The organism is Flavobacterium magnesitis (assembly GCF_041729735.1).
Taxonomy (GTDB): domain Bacteria; phylum Bacteroidota; class Bacteroidia; order Flavobacteriales; family Flavobacteriaceae; genus Flavobacterium; species Flavobacterium magnesitis.
In genome coordinates, this window is the sequence record NZ_JBCFQK010000004.1 from 117,751 (window position 1) to 138,203 (window position 20,453).

The 20,453-nt window shown below is 33.2% G+C and carries 15 protein-coding genes; all 15 read left to right on the forward strand.

Translation table 11 applies throughout. From position 1 onward, the window contains the following. Positions 1-12: 12 nt before the first annotated feature. The 15 genes from ruvA (at position 13) to AAGV33_RS04545 (ending at position 20,381) form a co-directional block, all read left to right on the forward strand. Entirely contained in the window at positions 13-594 is a 582-nt protein-coding gene (gene ruvA / locus AAGV33_RS04475) for a Holliday junction branch migration protein RuvA (protein WP_373390750.1), read from the forward strand. Between the two features lie 21 nt (positions 595-615). Then, positions 616-7,839: a T9SS outer membrane translocon Sov/SprA gene (gene sov / locus AAGV33_RS04480; RefSeq protein ID WP_373390751.1), complete on the forward strand. Its 7,224-nt coding sequence runs from the start codon at positions 616-618 to the stop codon at positions 7,837-7,839. An 82-nt stretch (positions 7,840-7,921) separates the two neighbouring features. Then, a complete protein-coding gene (gcvH, locus tag AAGV33_RS04485) occupies positions 7,922-8,302 on the forward strand; it encodes a glycine cleavage system protein GcvH (RefSeq protein ID WP_373390752.1) in 381 nt (126 codons plus the stop codon). Beyond that, positions 8,295-8,684, forward strand: coding sequence for a VanZ family protein (locus tag AAGV33_RS04490; protein WP_373390753.1), 390 nt, complete (start codon positions 8,295-8,297; stop codon positions 8,682-8,684). The genes gcvH and AAGV33_RS04490 overlap by 8 nt, the downstream gene beginning before the upstream one ends. A gap of 149 nt (positions 8,685-8,833) precedes the next feature. After that, the gene (deoC, locus tag AAGV33_RS04495) at positions 8,834-9,577 is read left to right on the forward strand and encodes a deoxyribose-phosphate aldolase (RefSeq protein WP_373390754.1); all 744 of its coding nucleotides are present in this window, start codon (positions 8,834-8,836) and stop codon (positions 9,575-9,577) included. An 18-nt stretch (positions 9,578-9,595) separates the two neighbouring features. Further along, entirely contained in the window at positions 9,596-11,716 is a 2,121-nt protein-coding gene (locus tag AAGV33_RS04500) for a gliding motility protein RemB (RefSeq protein ID WP_373390864.1), read from the forward strand. A 236-nt stretch (positions 11,717-11,952) separates the two neighbouring features. After that, positions 11,953-14,268 (forward strand): TonB-dependent receptor, encoded by a 2,316-nt coding sequence (locus AAGV33_RS04505; protein WP_373390755.1) that lies wholly within the window; start codon positions 11,953-11,955, stop codon positions 14,266-14,268. A gap of 2 nt (positions 14,269-14,270) precedes the next feature. Beyond that, a complete protein-coding gene (locus tag AAGV33_RS04510) occupies positions 14,271-15,422 on the forward strand; it encodes a PepSY-associated TM helix domain-containing protein (RefSeq protein WP_373390756.1) in 1,152 nt (383 codons plus the stop codon). Positions 15,423-15,538: 116 nt separating this feature from the next. Next, positions 15,539-16,441, forward strand: a complete 903-nt coding sequence (gene cyoE / locus AAGV33_RS04515) for a heme o synthase (RefSeq protein WP_373390757.1) — start codon at positions 15,539-15,541, stop codon at positions 16,439-16,441. A gap of 2 nt (positions 16,442-16,443) precedes the next feature. Next, positions 16,444-17,031, forward strand: a complete 588-nt coding sequence (locus tag AAGV33_RS04520; protein ID WP_373390758.1) for a cytochrome c oxidase subunit 3 — start codon at positions 16,444-16,446, stop codon at positions 17,029-17,031. A gap of 42 nt (positions 17,032-17,073) precedes the next feature. After that, on the forward strand, positions 17,074-18,051 hold the full coding sequence (locus AAGV33_RS04525) for a cytochrome c oxidase subunit 3 (protein ID WP_373390759.1): 978 nt from the start codon (positions 17,074-17,076) through the stop codon (positions 18,049-18,051). A gap of 19 nt (positions 18,052-18,070) precedes the next feature. Next, a complete protein-coding gene (locus AAGV33_RS04530) occupies positions 18,071-18,421 on the forward strand; it encodes a cytochrome C oxidase subunit IV family protein (RefSeq protein ID WP_373390760.1) in 351 nt (116 codons plus the stop codon). A 74-nt stretch (positions 18,422-18,495) separates the two neighbouring features. Next, positions 18,496-19,137 (forward strand): hypothetical protein, encoded by a 642-nt coding sequence (locus AAGV33_RS04535; protein ID WP_373390761.1) that lies wholly within the window; start codon positions 18,496-18,498, stop codon positions 19,135-19,137. Between the two features lie 11 nt (positions 19,138-19,148). After that, entirely contained in the window at positions 19,149-19,835 is a 687-nt protein-coding gene (locus AAGV33_RS04540; protein ID WP_373390762.1) for an SCO family protein, read from the forward strand. A 3-nt stretch (positions 19,836-19,838) separates the two neighbouring features. Continuing rightward, complete coding sequence (locus AAGV33_RS04545) at positions 19,839-20,381, forward strand: DUF420 domain-containing protein (protein WP_373390763.1); 543 nt, start codon at positions 19,839-19,841, stop codon at positions 20,379-20,381. Positions 20,382-20,453: the final 72 nt, after the last annotated feature.

Consider the following 20,453-nt stretch of genomic DNA (forward strand, 5'->3'; position numbering starts at 1 on the left):
TATTATTACCAGATGATTGCACATTTACAAGGGAAGCTTGTTGAAAAATCGCCAACACAGCTTGTTATTGATTGTGGCGGAGTAGGCTATGAGGTTCATATTTCGTTACATACTTATTCCTTGCTTCCTACTTCTGATTTTATAAAAGTATTCACTTATCTTCAAATTAAAGAAGATGCACATACTATTTTTGGTTTTGTTGAAAAATCCGAACGAGAGATTTTTAAATTGTTGTTATCTGTTTCCGGAATTGGAGCGGGTATTGCAAGAACCATGTTATCTTCATTAGACCCAAAACAAATTACTAATGCAATAGCTTCTGGCGATGTAGGTACAATTCAGTCAATCAAAGGGATAGGGAGTAAAACGGCACAAAGAGTAATTTTAGATTTAAAAGAAAAAGTATTAAAATTGTACGATTTGGACGAAGTTTCTATATCACAAAGCAATACGAATAGAGATGAAGCGTTATCTGCATTAGAAGTTTTAGGATTTGTTAAAAAAGCTTCAGAAAAAGTAATAGATAAAATTGTAAAAGAGGATCCAGATGCATCTGTAGAATCCATTATTAAGCAAGCTTTAAAAAGCTTATAAAAGCACGGAAAAACCAATTGTATGCATGAAATTTGTATTGTTTTGGCATTTTTATTATGTGGTTTTGTATCCTTGGCACAAGTAAACGAATCAGTTCAGGATACAACAAAAAAAGGATATTCATTAGGAAAAGTTCAAATCAAAGATCCTAAGAGTGTTTTGGCTGCATATACTTATGATCCCAAAACGGATCGGTATATTTACACTAATTCTGTTGATGGATTTTCAATTAAGTATCCCATAATTTTGACTCCAAAAGAATATGAAAGTTTAGTTTTGAAAGAATCAATGAAAGATTATTTCAAAAAGAAATCGGATGCAATTGACGGAAAAAAACAAGGAAGTGAGGAAGATAAAAAGGATTTGTTGCCTAGATATTACATAAAATCAGGTTTGTTTGAATCTATTTTTGGAAGCAATACCATCGATGTAAAACCTACAGGTTCGGTAGAAATGGACATGGGAGCTCGTTTTACAAGACAAGACAATCCTTCATTTTCTCCAAGAAATAGATCCAATCTCGCTTTTGATTTTGACCAAAGGATTAGTATGAGTTTGATGGGGAAAGTAGGAACCAGACTCAATGTGAATGCTAATTATGATACCCAATCTACTTTTGCTTTTCAAAATTTATTAAAATTAGAATATGCTCCCACCGAGGATGATATTATTCAGAAAATTGAAATAGGAAATGTGAGCATGCCTTTAAACAGTTCACTAATTAGAGGAGCACAGAGTTTATTTGGTGTAAAAGCGCAATTGCAATTTGGAAAGACAATGGTTACAGGTGTTTTTTCCGAACAAAAATCGCAAACTAAAACTGTCGTTTCTCAGGGTGGAGGAACAGTGCAAGATTATGATATTTTTGCATTGGATTATGATACAGACAGACACTTCTTTTTATCTCAGTATTTTAGAAACAGATACGACATTGCATTAAGAAATTATCCTTTTATCGATAGTAGAGTGCAAATTACCCGAATTGAAGTTTGGGTTACTAATAAACAAACGCGTCTTAATACCACATCAAATAATCTTAGAAATGTTATAGCAATTCAGGATTTAGGAGAAGCTCAACTCTCAGGGTTAGCTGATAGCGAAGTGGTGGTTTTAAATCCGTCAACAGGAATGTTTAATAATCCTGTCAATTCGCCTTCGGACAATTCGAATAATAAATACGATCCTGCACAAATTCAATCGGGTAGTGGATTGTTGAATTCTAATATTCGAGAAATGGCAACGTCGAGTTCTGGATTCAATAGCACCGTAATTGAAGGTCAGGATTATTCGAAACTAGAAAATGCTCGAAAATTGACAACTAATGAATATACGTATCATCCTCAATTGGGTTATATTTCCTTGCAACAAAGATTGTCGAATGATGAAATTTTAGCAGTTTCTTTCGAATATACCATAGGAGATCAGGTGTATCAAGTGGGGGAATTTGGTAATGATGGTGTTGATGCCACGTTAGTTACAGGAACGCAACAATCGACTCAGGCAGTAGTTACACAAAGTTTGATTTTGAAAATGCTGAAAAGTAATTTAACAAATGTAAGAAATCCAGTTTGGAACTTGATGATGAAAAATATTTATCAAATTCCTGGAGCTTACCAAATCAAACAAGAAGATTTTAGATTCAATATTCTTTATACAGACCCTTCGCCTTTAAATTACATTACACCAGTAACTGGAAATCCTTTTCCAACGAGTCCATCAGCAGAAAACAGAGTGGCTGAAACACCATTATTGAATGTTTTTAATTTGGATAAATTAAATTTCAACAACGATCGTCAAGTGGGTGGAGATGGTTTTTTTGATTTTGTTCCAAATTTGACTGTCGATCCTCAAAACGGGCGCATTATTTTTACCACTAAAGAGCCTTTTGGAGAATTATTATTTAATAAATTATCCAATCCAAATTCTACTGAAGATTATAATAGTCCTGCTACTTATAATGCGAATCAAAACAAGTATGTTTTTAGTAGTATGTACCGGGTAACTCAGGCAAAAGCATTGGAAGATAGTGATAAGAATAAATTCTTGTTAAGAGGAAAATTCAAATCTTCAGCTGGAGATGGAATTCCAATTGGTGCTTTCAATGTACCGCAAGGTTCTGTTGTAGTTACCGCAGGAGGAAGAGTTTTAGTGGAAGGGGTTGATTATAGTGTAAATTATCAATTAGGTAGAGTTCAAATTCTAGATCCTTCATTGCAGGCATCAAATACGCCAATTAATGTTTCACTCGAAAACAATTCTATTTTTGGTCAACAAACCAGAAGATTTATGGGAGTAAATGTGGAGCATAAATTTTCGGATAACTTTACTTTAGGTGGAACTTTTTTAAAAATGACCGAAAGACCATTTACTCAAAAATCCAGTTACGGTCAGGAATCGGTTAACAATACTATTTTTGGATTCAATACTAATTTCTCAACTGAGGTTCCCTTTTTTACCAGATTAGTAAATATGCTTCCTAATATTGATACCGATGTACCTTCGAATTTATCTTTAAGAGGAGAAATTGCATTTTTAAAGCCTGATGTCCCAAAAGCAGATCAATTTCAAGGCGAGTCAACTTTGTATATAGATGATTTTGAAGGTTCGCAATCTACCATCGATATGCGTTCGGCTTATTCTTGGAGTTTGGCATCAACACCAGAAGAAAATACAAATAGTCTCTATAACTTTAATGCTAAAAATAATGATTTGACTTATGGTTATAAAAGAGCAAAATTAGCTTGGTACACCGTAGATCCCGTTTTTTATGTTCAAAAACCATCTGGAATTTCTAATGATGATATTTCGTTAAATTCAACCAGAAGAATTTTTAGTGAAGAATTATATCCCTTATTAGATATTGCTCAAGGGCAAACACAAGTAATTAGCACCTTAGATTTAACCTACTTCCCAACCGAAAGAGGACCGTATAATAATAACTCTAATTTTAGTTTAACTCCAAGAGAAAATTTTGGAGGAATAATGCGTTCGTTAAGTTCTACTAATTTCGAACAAGGAAATGTAGAGTACATTCAGTTTTGGGTTTTAGATCCTTATGTAGGTAATGGAAGAGCTGAATCTACTAACACAGGTAAAATCTATTTTAATCTTGGAGAAATATCTGAAGACATCTTAAAAGACGGGAGAAAACAATTTGAAAATGGATTAGGACCCGATCAGGTAAAGGTAAATCCACAACCCATTTGGGGAGATGTTCCTGCTTCGCAATCGTTAATTTATGCTTTTGATACTGATCCCAATAATAGAAGAAATCAGGATGTAGGATTAGATGGTTTGCCTAGTAGTGCTGAAGGCGCTATTTATGACAATTTTGCTTCTGAACCAGATCCAGCAGCCGATGATTACACCTTTTATTTAAATACAAACGGAGGAGTTTTAGATCGTTATAAAAATTATAACGGTACAGAAAATAATTCAGCAGTTGATATTAATGATCCTAATCGAGGAGCTACTACACTTCCAGATGTTGAAGATATCAATCGAGACAATACCATGAATACCATCAATGCGTATTATGAATACAGTATTGACATGAGACCAAACATGGTTCCTGGAGAAAATTATGTAACTGATGTTAGAGAAATTCAGGCTACTTTGCCCAATGGTGATGTGACTGATGCAAGATGGGTTCAGTTTAAAATTCCAGTTTCATCGCCAGAAAATACTATTGGTAATATTTCTGATTTTAGATCTATTCGTTTTATGCGAATGTTTATGACAGGATTTGAAGACGAAGTAACAGTGCGTTTTGGAGCTTTAGATTTAGTACGAGGCGATTGGAGAAGGTATACCAACACATTAGATCCTAATGATACTAATGTTGATGATGATAATACAGAATTAGCCGTTTTAGCAGTAAACGTTCAGGAGAATGACGAAAGATGTCCAGTAAATTACATCACGCCTCCTGGTGTTCAAAGAGAGCAATTGTATAATAACAATACGTTGATTAATCAAAACGAACAATCCTTATCATTACGGGTTTCGGGAGATGGTTTAGAGCCAGAAGATGCCAGAGCCGTTTTTAAAAATGTAAGCGTAGACATGCGTCAGTTTAAAAAATTGAAAATGTTTTTGCATGCTGAATCTTTGCCAGGTGAGATTGCTATTGATGATGATGAAATGGTTGGGTTTATCCGTTTTGGTAATGATTTTACGCAAAATTTCTATCAAATTGAAATTCCATTAAAAACAACAAAAACAACATCTGGTAATTGTACATACACTGCTGATGAAGTTTGGCCTCAAGCCAATGAGATTGATTTGGCTTTATCATTATTGACTAGTTTAAAAATTGAAGCCAAAGGAGTAGATCCAAGTACATTGCCACTGGACGGGATTTATTATAGAAACGAAGATGAATTGGACGGCAGTTTAGCTAATAAAATTAATAAACTGCGATTAGGGATTAAAGGAAATCCAAATTTCGGGTTGGTTCGTACTTTGATGGTCGGGATTAAGAGTAATGTAACTCATAAAGATATTAAAGGAGAAGTTTGGTTCAATGAACTTCGTTTGTCTGAAATGGATAACAAAGGCGGAATGGCGGCAGTATTAAATGTAGATACAAATTTTGCCGATTTTGCTACAATTTCTGCAACAGGAAAAATGAGCACCGTTGGATTTGGTACTATTGAACAAGGACCAAATGAAAGAAGCAGAGAGGATATTCAGCAGTATAATATTGTAACTAATCTTAATTTAGGACAATTATTGCCTAACAAATGGGGAATTAACCTGCCTTTTAATTACAGTGTAGGAGAAGAAACTATCAAGCCAGAATACGACCCGTTTAATCAGGATATCAAATTAAAACAACTTTTAAGCGAAACCGATGATGCTGATGAAAGAGCTAATTTAAGAAACCGTGCTATAGATTATACAAAACGAACAAGTATTAATTTTATTGGAGTAAGAAAGCAAAGAGGAGCAGAACAAAAACCACATATTTACGATCCAGAGAATTTTACTTTTTCGCAATCATTCAATAAAGTGGAACGTCATGATTATGAAATTGAAGATTATTTAGATCAGCAAGCAACTACATCAGTGGATTATGCTTACAGTTTTGAAAATAAACCTGTAGAGCCTTTTAAGAAAACGCAATTCATGAAAAAAAGCAGTTATTGGAAGATGTTAAGTGATTTTAATTTTAATTATTTACCTTCTAATGTTACTTTCAATACCAATATTAACCGACAGTACAACCGCCAACAATTTAGACAAGTAGATAATGTTCCCGGACTTGAACTGGATCCTTTGTATCGAAGAAATTTTGGTTTTAATTACAACTATGGTTTTAACTATAATTTGACAAAATCATTGAAATTTAGCTATGCAGCTACAGCCAATAATATTGTTAAAAACTATCTAGATCAAGATGATTTGCCAATGGAAGATTTCTCTATCTGGGACAGTTATTGGGATATTGGAGATCCAAATAGACATACACAGCAATTGGTTTTAAACTATGATTTGCCTATTAATAAGATTCCGCTGTTTAGTTTTGTGAAATCAAATTATTCATACACGGGAGATTACAGTTGGCAAAAATCAGCCAATGCTTTGTCTGAAATAGAAGTCAATGGAACAGCTTTTAATTTAGGAAATACAGTTCAAAATGCGCGTACCAATAATTTGAATACTACTTTCAATATGGATATGTTGTACAAATATTTAGGTTTGTCCAAAAAACCTAAAGCAGCAGCGAGACCAACGCCAGCTGCTGCCCCAAAACCAGGACAAAAAATTACTAATACGCCAGTTAAACCACAAGCACAAGGCAATGTGTTTGTTGATGGTTTAATGGGAGTTTTGACTAGCGTTAAGAATATCCAAATTAATTACACCGAAAATAGCGGAACATTATTACCTGGATATACACCAAGTGTAGGGTTTTTAGGTTCTTCTAGACCAACATTAGGGTTTATTTTTGGTAGTCAGGATGATGTACGCTATCAAGCAGCCAAGAGCGGTTGGTTGACTAATTATCAGGAATTCAATCAAAATTATACTGAGGTAACTAACAAAGAGTTGAGAGCTACTGCTAATGTAGATTTGTTTCCGGATTTAAAAATCGATTTAACGATGGACAGATCATTTTCTGAAAACTATTCAGAGCAATATGATGTTTCTTCTGATGGAACTTACAATTCGCGTTCTCCTTATAATTATGGAATGTTTTCTATTTCTACTGTATTAATCAAAACATCATTCTCCACTAGCGATGAAACTCAGTCTGCAGCTTTTGATGATTTTAGAGCCAATCGATTAACCATTGCCAATCGTTTAGCTCAAGATTATTACGGAGCAGGAAATCCAATTCCTAGATATGGAGATGATTTGAATCCTATTCCAGCACCTGCTGTTGATCCTAATAATGATCCTGATAAAAAGAAAAGAGAGATATATACTTCTAATGCTGGTTATCCGTTAGGATTTGGAAAAAACAATCAATCGGTATTGTTGCCAGCCTTTGTTGCGGCTTATACGGGAACAGATGTCGAAAGTGTTTCTAAAGGAATTTTTAGAAGTTTTCCTATTCCTAACTGGACGTTAAAGTATAACGGCTTGATGCGTTATGGTATCTTTAAAAAGAATTTCAGACGTTTTTCTCTGCAACACGCTTATAGAGCTTCGTACACGATTAACCAATTCAGATCTAATTTTGATTATGATAATAATCCTTCGGGGACGGATGATGGTGGGAATTTTTATAACAAAACACTTATTTCGAATGTCAATTTAGTAGAACAATTCAGCCCATTGGTTCGAATGGATTTCGAATTGAAAAATTCATTAAAAGTACTAACAGAGATTAAAAAAGACCGAGCTTTATCAATGAGTTTTGATAATAATTTATTGACTGAAGTAAAAGGACTTGAATATGTAGTAGGTTTAGGGTATCGCTTTAAGAATGTTATTTTTTCTTCAAGATTGGCTGATAATCCTACAGGAGTGATAAAAGGAGATATTAATATGAAAGCCGATTTATCGTATAGAAATAACCAAACCATTGTACGTTACTTAGATTATGATAACAATCAATTGGCAGGTGGGCAAAATTTATGGTCTTTGAAAGTAACTGCCGATTATTCGTTCAGTAAAAACCTTACGGCTATTTTCTATTATGATCATTCGTTTTCTCAAGCTGTAATATCTACTTCGTTTCCAATAACTAATATTCGATCAGGATTTACACTTCGATATAATTTTGGGAATTAATTTCCAAAATCTAAACCAAATTTAAACTGAAGATTGTTACATTTGCAGAATAAAAAATTATCATACATCAATTACTATTATTATGAGTATACCAGCAGATTTAAAGTACACTAAAGACCACGAATGGGTAAACCTAGAAGGCGATATTGCAACAGTAGGAATTACGCATTTTGCTCAAAAAGAGTTAGGTGATATTGTTTATGTTGAAGTAGAAACTTTAGATCAAACACTTGAAAAAGATGAAGTCTTTGGTACGGTAGAAGCAGTAAAAACTGTTTCTGATTTGTTTCTTCCTTTGTCTGGAGAAATTATTGAATTCAATACTGGACTAGAAGATGATCCTGAGTTAGTAAATTCAGATCCTTATGGAGCGGGATGGATGATAAAAATTAAAGTTTCAGATTTAGCTGAAATTGACACTTTATTAACTGCTGAAGGGTATAAAGAACTAATAGGTGCTTAAGAAAATTTGTTTAGGAGCCGCTTTCATATGGACAGGGATTATTCTGTGCCTGTGTTTAGTTCGAATGAGTGAGCTTCCTGCAATAACAATTCCTTATGTCGATAAAATCGTTCATGCTTTTTTTTATTTTTTATTTAGCTTATTGTGGTTTTATGCACTTCGTTTTTATTTTAACAAACAAAGACGAGCCAAACTTTTAATGATCGTTTTTTTTCTAGCGCTGTTTTTTGGAATTGCAATAGAACTATTTCAAAACTATCTTACCACATATAGAAATGGAGATGTTCTGGATGTTATAGCAAATACAAGCGGTTCTTTGTTGGCTATTTTTGTTATTATTCTTTTAGATAAAAAAGATTTTTTAAGTAAAATCTCTAAATAAATAGAAATCCTGCTTCGGCGGGATTTTTTATTAAAACAAAATTGTAGTAACATTATAAAATTGCTGTCGAATCAAAAAAGAGAACCATAGTGCATTTAAAATTTAAATGTATTTTTGTGGGCAAAGCACCAATGCTAAAGCAATAATCCATGGATATTCGATCATTTATAGATTCTACTTATTTAAAAACAGCTCTTCAAGCAGAACTTGACGAAAGTCAGAACCAGGTTGTAGTAGAAACTTTTATTACAGAAGCTATCGAGGAAGGTTTTAAACTAATTATGATTCGTCCCGAAATGGTTGTTCTGGCAAAACAAATGATTTCGCCATCGGATTCTAATCTGGCAATAGGAACCGTAATTGATTTTCCAGAAGGACAATCCAGTATTGAAAAAAAATTAGAAGAAGCCCATCAGGCAATCATTGATGGTGCTGACGAATTGGATTTTGTTTGCAATTATCAGGCTTTTAAAAATGGTAAAATAGATTTGGTGAAAGATGAAATTCTTCGAGGAACGCAATTGGCTTTAGAAAACAATAAAATAATCAAATGGATTATTGAAGTGGCTGCTTTAACGGATAAGCAAATTATTCAGTTGTCGGCTTTGATAAAAAATGTTGTGATTACTCATTTTAAAGAAGATGATTATGCAGCTGTTTTTGTAAAATCGTCTACGGGATTTTATAAAACAAAAAATAATGAACCCAATGGCGCTACAATTCCGTCAATAATTATGATGTTAGAAAATGCATCGCCTCTTCCGGTAAAAGCAGCTGGCGGAGTTCGAAATTATGAAGATGCTGTGGCAATGATAAAATTAGGAGTAAAACGAATAGGAACTTCATCAGCAAAAGCAATTTTAAAAGGAGCAAACAACCAAAATGACTATTAAATAAAGATGAATAACAATATGAATAAAAGCCTGCTAATTTTATTTTGCTGCTTCGGTTCCATTTTGACTTTCGCTCAGGATAATGATTTGAATGCAAGAGTAGCGCTAACTGCCGAGAGATTTCCAGTTTTTCCAAATTGCGAAAGTCTAGAAGGAAAGACATTAGAAAATTGTTTTTATAATGAAGTGCAAGAATTTGTTTTTCAAAATTTTGTTGTTCCTGAAGATTTGATGCAAAATAATTTTCAAGGCAACGTAAAAGTATTATTTGAAGTAGATGAAAATGGTGTTTTTAAAGTAATTTATGTCAACGCTGTTGATGAAAAGTTGATTACCGAAACCAAACGTGTTTTTGCAAAATTTCCAAAAATTACTGCCGCTACTTATAATGGAAAGCCAGAATATTCTAAATACAATATTACCATCGCCATTCCGCTAAAAAGTCCATCAGCTTTAGCAGCCGAGAATTTGGCAAAAGCAGATGTTCTTAGAAATACCACTCCGCAATTGACCGAATTGGATAGTATTGTGTATAAAAAATACAATAATCCAGAATTTGAAAGTCATTTGAATATTCCTTTTTCGCACAGTTATTATGCGCAATTTGATTCGGCTATAAATCAAGTTGGAAGTAATAACCATACGGCTTCTAAGCCATTTTCGTATGCCGAAGTAGCTAAATATTACAATTTCAAGCAAGAGAATGAAAAACTGAAGAAAAAAACTTCGGGCTGGTGGACTAGAAAATTATGGAATGAAAATACGGTGGAGATTCGAGGCGAAGATTATTGGTTTACTGTAAATCCGGTATTGGATTTGCAAGTGGGTAGATCTTCTGGAAATAATTCGACTAATACTTATGTAAATACGCGCGCCATTAATTTTAGAGGAGGTTTAGGGGAAAAATTGAATTTTTCGACTACTATTTTCGAAAGTCAAGGACGTTTTGCAGACTACTTTAATCGTTATGCTGAATCATTAAAACCTTCTGGAGGAAATCCAGCGATTATTCCAGGAGTAGGAATTGCTAAAGATTTTAAAACTGATGGCTATGATTTGCCTTTGGCTGAAGCCAATTTGACTTTTGCTCCCAGTAAATTTTTGGATTTGCAATTGGGTTATGGTAGAAATTTTATTGGAGATGGTTATCGTTCTTTATTAGAAAGTGATGGTGCTAGTCCGTATCCTTATTTCAAGTTGAATACTACGTTTTGGAAATTAAAATATACTAATACTTTTACGTGGCTTAAAGATGTGCGTCCGGAAGTAACTGTGGATAGAACCTATGCGACTAAGTTTATGGCGAATCATTATTTGAGCTGGAATGTTTCTAATAAATTGAATTTAGGTTTCTTCGAATCGGTGATTTGGAACAATTCGAATGACAGAGGTTTTGATGCCAGTTTTATCAACCCAATTATTTTTTACCGTTCGGTAGAATTTGCTTCTTCTTCAAGATCAGGAAATGCCGTTTTGGGATTGACTTTTAAATACAAATGGGACAACCAAATTAATTTTTACGGACAATTTATTCTAGATGAATTCTCCTTGGGTGATATTAAAAGAAGAGATAATAGTTGGAAAAACAAATACGGATACCAATTAGGAGCTAAGTATTACAATGCTTTTAATGTGTCTAATTTATTACTGCAAGTAGAATATAATAGAGTGCGACCTTATGTGTATTCTCATTCTGATCCAATTACGAATTACGGGCACAACAATCAAAGTTTGGGTCATCAATGGGGTGGAAATTTCAGTGAGTTTTTAGCTATTGCACGTTATCATAAAGGAAGGCTTTTTGCTGATGCTAAATTTACAGTTGGATTACGAGGGTTTGATTTTGCTGATTCTGGAGATACTTCTAATTACGGTGGAAATATCTATAGAGATTATGATGAGGGACGTTTTGCTGATTCTGGCGTAAAAGTAGGGCAAGGAAATAAAACTGATTTTTTTATGGCTGACATTCAAGGCGGTTACTTGGTTAATCCATCCACTAATTTGAAGCTTTTTGCGAGTTATATTTACAGAGATTTTAATCCGATGCAAAATACAACTACGGTTTTCAAGGAAAGTACCAATTGGTTTTCAATAGGATTACGATCAGATATTTTTAATTGGTATTTTGATTATTAGAAAACAGTCAAGACTTGATTGTTTGTTTAGAAAAATTACATTAAAATAAAACGTCACAATTCAGTTGAGTTGTGGCGTTTTTGCTTTCGAAAATACAGCTACAACTGAGAGCGAAAATACAGATAAAAAAGATTTCGTAACTATTTGTTGTGAATAAAAATAGAATAACATTATCTTTGCTGAGAATGAATCTAAATAAAAATAGTTAGATGGTATCTTTGTTAAAAGCTTTAAAAATGAATTCGAAATTACTTTTTCTTTTGCCTCTTTTTGTATTGTTTACAGTTAATTTGAATGCACAATCGCTTCGTTTAAAAATTGAAAATGAGTCAAAAAAACCAGTTGCTAATGCTTCCATTTCTTCAAATAATAAAATAATTGGAACAACAAATCTTTCAGGAGAAGCTTCAATATTGAATGCTGAAATTGAGAATAATACTATTTTGATTTCGGCTCCAGATTTCCAATCGCTTTCTTATATTTTCACTGATTTGGAAGAACAAAATACTGTTACAATTGTTTTAAATAAGGAAACTCAACTTGATGAAGTAGTCATTACAGCGGGGAGAAAGCAAGAAAATATTAATACGATTCCTTCTTCAATAACAATAATGAGTCGGAAAGAAATAGAACAACAAAGTAGTATTAATAGCAATTTGTCGTCTATTTTAGGAAACGTTATTCCAGGATTAGGAACAGCAACAAATAAGGCAACCAACTCAGGGCAAACGTTGCGTGGAAGACAAGTTTTAGTTTTGCTGGACGGAATTCCGCAATCAACACCCTTGATGAATGGTGCTCGTGATATACGTACTATTGACGCAAATGCAATTGAACGTATAGAAGTTATTAAAGGAGCTACTTCTATTTATGGAAATGGTTCAGGAGGTGGAATTATCAATTATATTACTAAAAAAAGTCCGTTGAATAATAGTTTTCAAGGTGTGACAACTGTAGGTACAACTTTTAACCCGCTTCATAGTAAAGAAACTTTTGGTTATCGTGTGTCTCAATTTTTTAATGGGAGACAAGATAAATTTAGTTATGTTCTGGGAGGATCTTATGATGCTACAGGCTTGCAAAGAGATGCTAAAGGCGTTGCGTTGGGGCAAACGGATGGATTGTCAAACTCGTATCAAGCCAATGCTTTTGCCAAATTAGGGTACGATTTTACCGAAAATACAAGTCTTAACTTATTATATAATTTTTACGGAAGCACTCAGGAGGCCAAATATATTAGTCAGGCGGGTGTTTATGGACAAGCTCCAACTATTGGTGTTCGGGGTACAGAACCAGGCAAAAAAGCGGGTACACCTTACAATCATAATTTTATGTTGACATTTTCGAAGAATAATTTATTCGAAACAACTCAATTGGACGTTTCGGCTTACTTAAATTCGTTTCAATCTATGAATCGTTATGTAGCTAGTGCTTCTGGTTGGTATGGTCCAGGACAAACGATGATTAATTCAGATAAAAAAGGAATTCGAATCAATATGAATACACCTTTCACCATTGCTTCATTGTCTTCTGAAATTACTTATGGTATTGATGTTTTGAATGATGTTACTTTTCAGGATTTGGTAGATGGTCGCGTTTATATCCCTAAAATGAATATGGTAAACATTGCTCCTTATGCGCAATTGAAAATGGATGTTTTAGAAAACTTGATTTTTAAAGGGGGAATTCGTTACGAAAACGCAACAGTTCGTGTTAAAGATTATAATACGCTTGCTACTGGAGAAGGAAATGCAGGAAGTATTTTTGTAGAAGGAGGGAAAATTCCATACAATGCAACGATGTTTAATGCTGGTTTACGTTTTAATAAATATGAAGTTTTTAATCCGTTTGTGAGTTTTTCTCAGGCATTTGCTATTAATGAATTAGGTCGAATTTTAAGAAGAGCTGACGAAAATACAATTGAAAGTTTAGAAACCGATCCGATTATTACTAATAATTATGAAGCTGGTTTTTCAAGTAAGTTCTATAATTTTAATTTAACCGCAGCTTATTATATTAGTACTTCAAAATTAGGAGCGAACTTGGTTGATGTAGGTGGTTATTTAGTAGCACAACGTGAACCTGAAAAAGTTCATGGATATGAAATAACATTAGATTATAGATTTTCTAATAAGCTTAACGTTGGCGGAAGTTATTCATATGTAGAAGGAAAAGCTGAATTTGATGATGGAAGCAAGGTTTACCTTAACGGTTCTCGTATTGCTCCGCCTAAAGCCACTGGTTTTGTTACTTATAAACCTACTTCCGACTGGAATTTACAATTGTCATGGGTGAATACAGGTTGTCGTGACCGTTTTGAATTGAATAGTAGTGGAAGATATAATAATAGTGAAGGGCCTATTTCGACTGTGAATTTAGTGAACTTTGCAGGAAGTTATTCATTCAATGAAAACTGGTCATTGAATTTAGGAGTAGAAAATTTATTGAATAATTATTATTATCCAACTGTAAGTCAGTACCGAGCTTTACCCGCTGAATATGTACTTGGAAGTGGTATGACAACAACTTTAAATTTGCGATATAAATTTTAATAATGGTTAAAAAAAAACTATTATGGTTGCACAAATGGTTGGGTTTGATTTCAGGACTTGTGGTCTTGATTGTCAGCCTTACCGGATGTCTTACGGTTTTTCAGGATGAGATACAGCTGATGACTCATCCTGAGAAATTTTATACTGAAAAGCAAAATCTGCAGCCTTCTAAAACTGTTCCACTAAGCCAACTGATTGGTATTGCTGAAGCAAAATTAAATTCAGGCGAACTGATAAGCCGTGTTGAAGTTTTTCCTGAAAAAAACAGAACTTGGATTTTTAGAGCAATAAAAATAAATAAAGATGATTTTTTCTACTCTGATTATTTTACTTATTACAAACGAGTATTTGTAAATCCTTATACTGGAAATGTGCAAGTTGTTGAAAATACCAAAGAAAATTTTTTCCAAATTGTGCTTCAGTTGCACATGAATTTACTTTTAGGGAAAAAATATGGTCATGTTCTGGTAGGTTTTTCAACAATCTTTTTTGCTGTTTTGTCACTCACTGGGATTGTTTTATGGTGGCCTAAAAAATGGAAACCTAAAACAATAAAGAATAGTTTTTCGATCAATTTTAAAGCAAAAAGCAAAAGACTTAATTATGATTTGCATAATGTTTTGGGCTTTTACAGTTTGTTTTTTGCATTGTTGTTTGCTTTTACAGGTTTGGTATTTGCCTTTCCAGTTTTCAAGAAAATAATTTCTAATCAATTGAATTCTTTGGATAACAAAGAACCGCAAAAGCTTTCATTTCCTTTTGTACCACAAAAAGCTACTACAGTTTTAGATAATGGATTAGATTATGTTTTGGCAACTCACCCTAATGCCGACCAGCTTTCCATTCGATTAGAAAAAGATATTGCTGAACCGCAAGGCGTTCAGGTAAGAATGGAAAAAAATAGAACGGGTGTTTTTTATTGGTATTATTTCGATCAAAAAAACGGACAAATAACAGAACTAAAATCTTCGAATAATCTACAGCTAGGAAGTCGGGTCACTTCTTTAAATTACGATTTGCATGTGGGGAGTATTGGCGGAATTTATACTAAAATTTTAGCTTTTTTGGCTTCGCTTGTTTGTGCTTCTTTGCCTATTACGGGATTTATAATTTGGTTAAACAAATACAAGAAATCAAAATTAAGAAAATCATAAATAATTGTTTTTTTATCTAATTTTTTCTTCAACAATATTTTATGATTAGTTTTTTGCCAAATCCCTTTTGTTGCGTTACTTTTGCAGCAGTTTTATAAAACTTAATAAAAACTGCATTGAGCACAACTACAAATACATTTTCCTTTAAAGCGATTTTTACAGATTTTAAAGAAATCACCAAAGCTGGATTAGCTATTAGTGTGTTGTTTTCGTCTATTGCTGGATATTTGTTGGGTTTTAATGAAGAACAACCTTTCCAATGGTCGGTTTTGTTGATGCTTTGTGTGGGTGGTTATTGTATGGTAGGAGCTTCGAATGCATTTAATCAGGTGATTGAAAAGGATTTAGATGCTTTGATGGATCGAACTAAAAATCGTCCAGTACCTTCAGGAAGAATGTCACCTAGTGTTGCTTTATTGGTGGCTAGTTTACTTACTTTGATAGGGCTTGCGTTATTGTATATGATTAACCCTAAAACAGCGATGTTTGGGGCAATTTCAATATTTTTGTATACTAGTGTGTACACGCCGCTTAAAACAATAACTTCTTTGTCAGTGTTTGTGGGGGCTTTTCCGGGAGCTATTCCCTTTATGTTGGGATGGGTTGCTGCTACAGGTGATTTCGGAATTGAAGCTGGAACTTTGTTTTTGATTCAGTTTTTCTGGCAATTTCCCCATTTTTGGGCAATTGGATGGTTTTTGTATGAAGACTATGAAAAAGCAGGTTTTTTTATGTTGCCAACAGGTAAAAAAGATAAGGGAACGGCTTTGCAGGTAATTTTATATACCGTTTGGTTAATTATTGCTTCGTTATTACCGTCAATTGGGTATACAGGAAAGTTGTTTATTTCCCCTATTGCAGCTGTTGTTGTGTTTTTAATGGGGATTTGGATGCTGTATTATGCAGTTCGACTTTATAAAATTAAAACAGCAAAAGCAGCGCGAACATTGATGTTAGTGAGTGTTTCTTATATTTCATTGTTGCAATTGGTTTATATAATTGATAAATTTTTAAGATAGTTATGGAAGTTACAATGACAGCTGAAGAGCAAAAAGAGAGAACAGCGAGATCCTATAAGTTGATTTTGTTGTTTGCTATGATTAGTATGACTATGATGTTTGCCGGATTGACTAGTGCTTTTGTGGTAAGTAAGTCAAGAGTAGATTGGTTAAAAGATTTTGAATTGCCAACGGCTTTTTATATTAGTACAATTGTAATTATCGGATGTAGTGTGACTTTTTATTTGGCTAAAAAAGCAATTGAAAAAAACAATCAGAACAGAACTACAATGATGCTTTTAGCTACTTTAGTTTTGGGGGTTTTATTTGTAATTTCTCAGTTTGCAGGTTTTAATCAAATTATAGAAAGTGGCTATTATATGACTGGTCAGGGGAGTTCAATTACGGTGACTTTTCTTTATATAATTGCATTTGTTCACCTATTACACTTGGCTGGAGGGCTAATTTCACTTTTAATTATAATTTATAATCATTTTAAACAAAAATACAATTCGACTCAAACTCTTGGTATAGAACTAGGTGCAATGTATTGGCACTTTCTAGACCTGCTATGGGTTTTATTATTTTTATTTTTATATTTCTTTAAATAAGAAAAAAACGTAAATTTGGGAACTTTTTAACGAATAACTTTTATGGAAGCGACAGTTACTACTGCAAATAGTGAAGAAAAAACTTGGGGAGGCGGCAATGAGCCTATGAACGCAAGTTATGGTAAAATGATGATGTGGTTTTTTATCGTATCAGATGCCTTAACGTTCTCTGGATTTCTAGCGGCTTATGGTTTTTCTAGATTTAAATTTATTGAAACTTGGCCATTGGCCGATGAAGTGTTTACTCACTTCCCATTTTTACATGGAGTAGCTGCTCCTATGTATTATGTAGCATTAATGACTTTTATTTTGATTTTCTCATCTGTAACAATGGTTTTGGCTGTTGATGCTGGTCACCAAATGAAGAAAAACAAAGTAATTGTATATATGTTTTTAACCATTATCGGGGGTTTAATTTTCGTTGGTTCTCAAGCTTGGGAGTGGAAAAATTTCATTAAAGGGGAGTACGGAGCAATTGAAACAAAAGGTGGTAGTTTATTACAGTTTGTTGATAAAGACGGAAAGCGTGTTGCTCTTGCTGATTTTGCAGCACATTTACCTGGGGAAAGAAAACAATTAACCAGAAACGAAGGAACTTGGTTTATGGAAGAAGCTGCTTTACCAACTTACAGTGTGGCTGAAGTTCAAGCTGGTTTCAAAGCAAATCCTGATTTGTTAATTAGAACTGAGGTTATAAACGAAAACAAACAAAAAACAATTCTTTCTAGAGCAGAATCTGAGCAAAGATTAGGCGAAGCAGCTTTGGTTGTTGAAGGAGCAAACCTAATTAGAAATGAATACGGAAATAAATTATTTGCTGATTTCTTCTTCTTTATTACAGGTTTTCACGGATTTCACGTATTTTCTGGAGTGATACTTAATATCATTATCTTTTTTAATGTATTACTTGGAACTTACGAGAAAAGAAAAAGTTACGAAATGGTAGAGAAAGTTGGATTGTACTGGCACTTTGTTGATTTAGTGTGGGTATTTGTATTTACAGTTTTCTATCTGGTTTAATTTTTTAAAAATATTTATTATGTCACACGCACACGTATCAAACACAGCTAAAATCTGGAAAGTATTCGGAATTTTATCAGCAGTTACTATTGTAGAAGTTATTTTAGGTATTTATAAGCCTGAGTCTTTGCTTTTTAATAACTTGTTGGGGATGAATCTATTAAACTGGATTTTTTATGCGCTTACTTTATACAAAGCATATTACATTGTATGGTCTTTCATGCACCTTGAAGGTGAAACTGCAAGTCTTAGATGGTCTATAGTTTCAACAGTTATTTTTCTTGTCTTATACTTACTTTTCATTCTGTTGACTGAAGGGCATTATATTTATGGGGTTTTTAAAGATTCAATTATTAAATGGAATTTTTAACACTATATTAATTCAAAAAAAGGGCACGCATTGCGTGCCTTTTTTTATTTTTGCATTTAAAATTATTTTCTCTGATGAAAAAAAATATTGTTCTTTTTGTACTTTTCGTTTTGCCCATTGTTGCATATCTTTTTTTTGCTTCAGGAGTCAATAGTTTTACAAAACTACCCGTTATCACACCCAAAGTTGCCGATTTAGGAAATTGGAAATCTTTAAGAGGAGAGCAGGTAAGTTTAGATAATAAAATTACCATCTTAGGATTTTCAGGTACTGAAATTTTAAAAAACAGAGGGAATCTGTTTAACCTAAACGAAAAGATCTATCAAAGGTATCATGGCTTCAAAGATTTACAGTTTGTTATGATTTGTCCTTTAGGAACTGAAAAAGATATTACAAACATTCTGGATGCTTTTGATGATTTTACGGATGTTTCTGGATGGCATTTTGTTTTTGCTTCTCCTGAAGAAATTCAAACGTATTACAACCAACTGAAATTAGTTGGGAAACTAGATGCTAATGCGGGAACTCCTAATGTTTATATTATAGATAAGGAAAGAAATTTAAGAGGCCGAAATGAAGAGAAAGAATATAAAGAAGGCTACAATACTTTTCATCCATCAGAATTGAGTAATGAAATGTTAGATGATTTTAAGATTATTCTTTACGAATATCGTGCGGCTCTTAAAAAAAATCGTAATGCTTCAAAACAACTGTAAATACCATTTCTATGTTTAAAAATAAGTCATACATCGGGATTTCATTTATAATTTTAATTTTCGGAATTTACGCAGTTCCAAAAATAATTTCTCGTATTCAAAATAGTGATGTTGTAAAAGCCGATCGTTTAGATAAGGTTTCTTCAACTTCAGATGCGGAAGGTAGTTTGGTAAAAATTGGGCCTGCTCCAAAATTTGAATTAACAAATCAGGACAATAAAACAATCAATAATGATTCCTATAAAGGAAAAGTTTATGTGCTGGAATTCTTTTTCACTACTTGTCCGTCTATTTGTCCAAAAATGAATCAAAGTATGTTGGTTCTGGAAAAGAAATTCTTTGGAAATCCTAATTTCGGAATTGTTACTATAACAATCGACCCAAAACACGATACGCCAGAAGTATTAAAAGAGCATGCCGAATTATTAGGAGTTAAATCATCCAATTGGAATTTTCTAACCGGTGACAGACAAACCATATTTGATTTGGCTAACAAAGGTTTCAATCTTTATGCTGGAGAAAACAGTAAAGTAAGCGGAGGTTTTGAACATTCAGGAATGTTTGCTTTAATAGATAAAAACGGAGATATTCGTTGTAGAAAAGATGAATTTGGTAATCCAATCTTGTATTATGATGGATTAGAAAAAGCAGGTGTTAGAGATATTCAACAGGATATAAGTATTTTATTAGCAGAGTAAATCATGGAAAATCAAAATTTAGAAACGAAATATAATAAGTGGATTGTAAGCTTATCTATAGCTATTCCATTAGTTGTGGCACTTCTTTTTGGTGTGAATTTAAGAAAATTAGGGTATGATGTAGAACCGCTTTCTTTTTTGCCTCCTATTTATGCTACTGTAAACGGAATTACTGCCATTGTTTTAATTCTGGCTGTAAGAGCTATAAAAAACGGAAATGTAAAAGTACATGAGTATTTGATGAAAACGGCTATAGCGTGTTCTGTTGCTTTTTTAGCGATGTATGTAGCGTATCACATGACTTCTGATTCTACTAAATTTGGAGGAGAAGGAATTATCAAATATGTGTATTATTTTATATTGGTTACTCATATTATTCTTTCGATAATTATTATTCCATTAGTTTTAATAACTTATGTTCGTGCTTTGGCACAAGTGTTTGATAAGCATAAAAAAATAGCCAGAATTACTTTCCCAATTTGGTTGTACGTTGCAGTTACTGGTGTTGTTGTGTACTTAATGATTTCTCCTTACTATGTGCACTAAAGTCAGAAGTCAGAAGTTAGAAGTTGGAAGTGAAAATAAATCTCAAATTCCAAATTGCTTCGCCAATTCGCT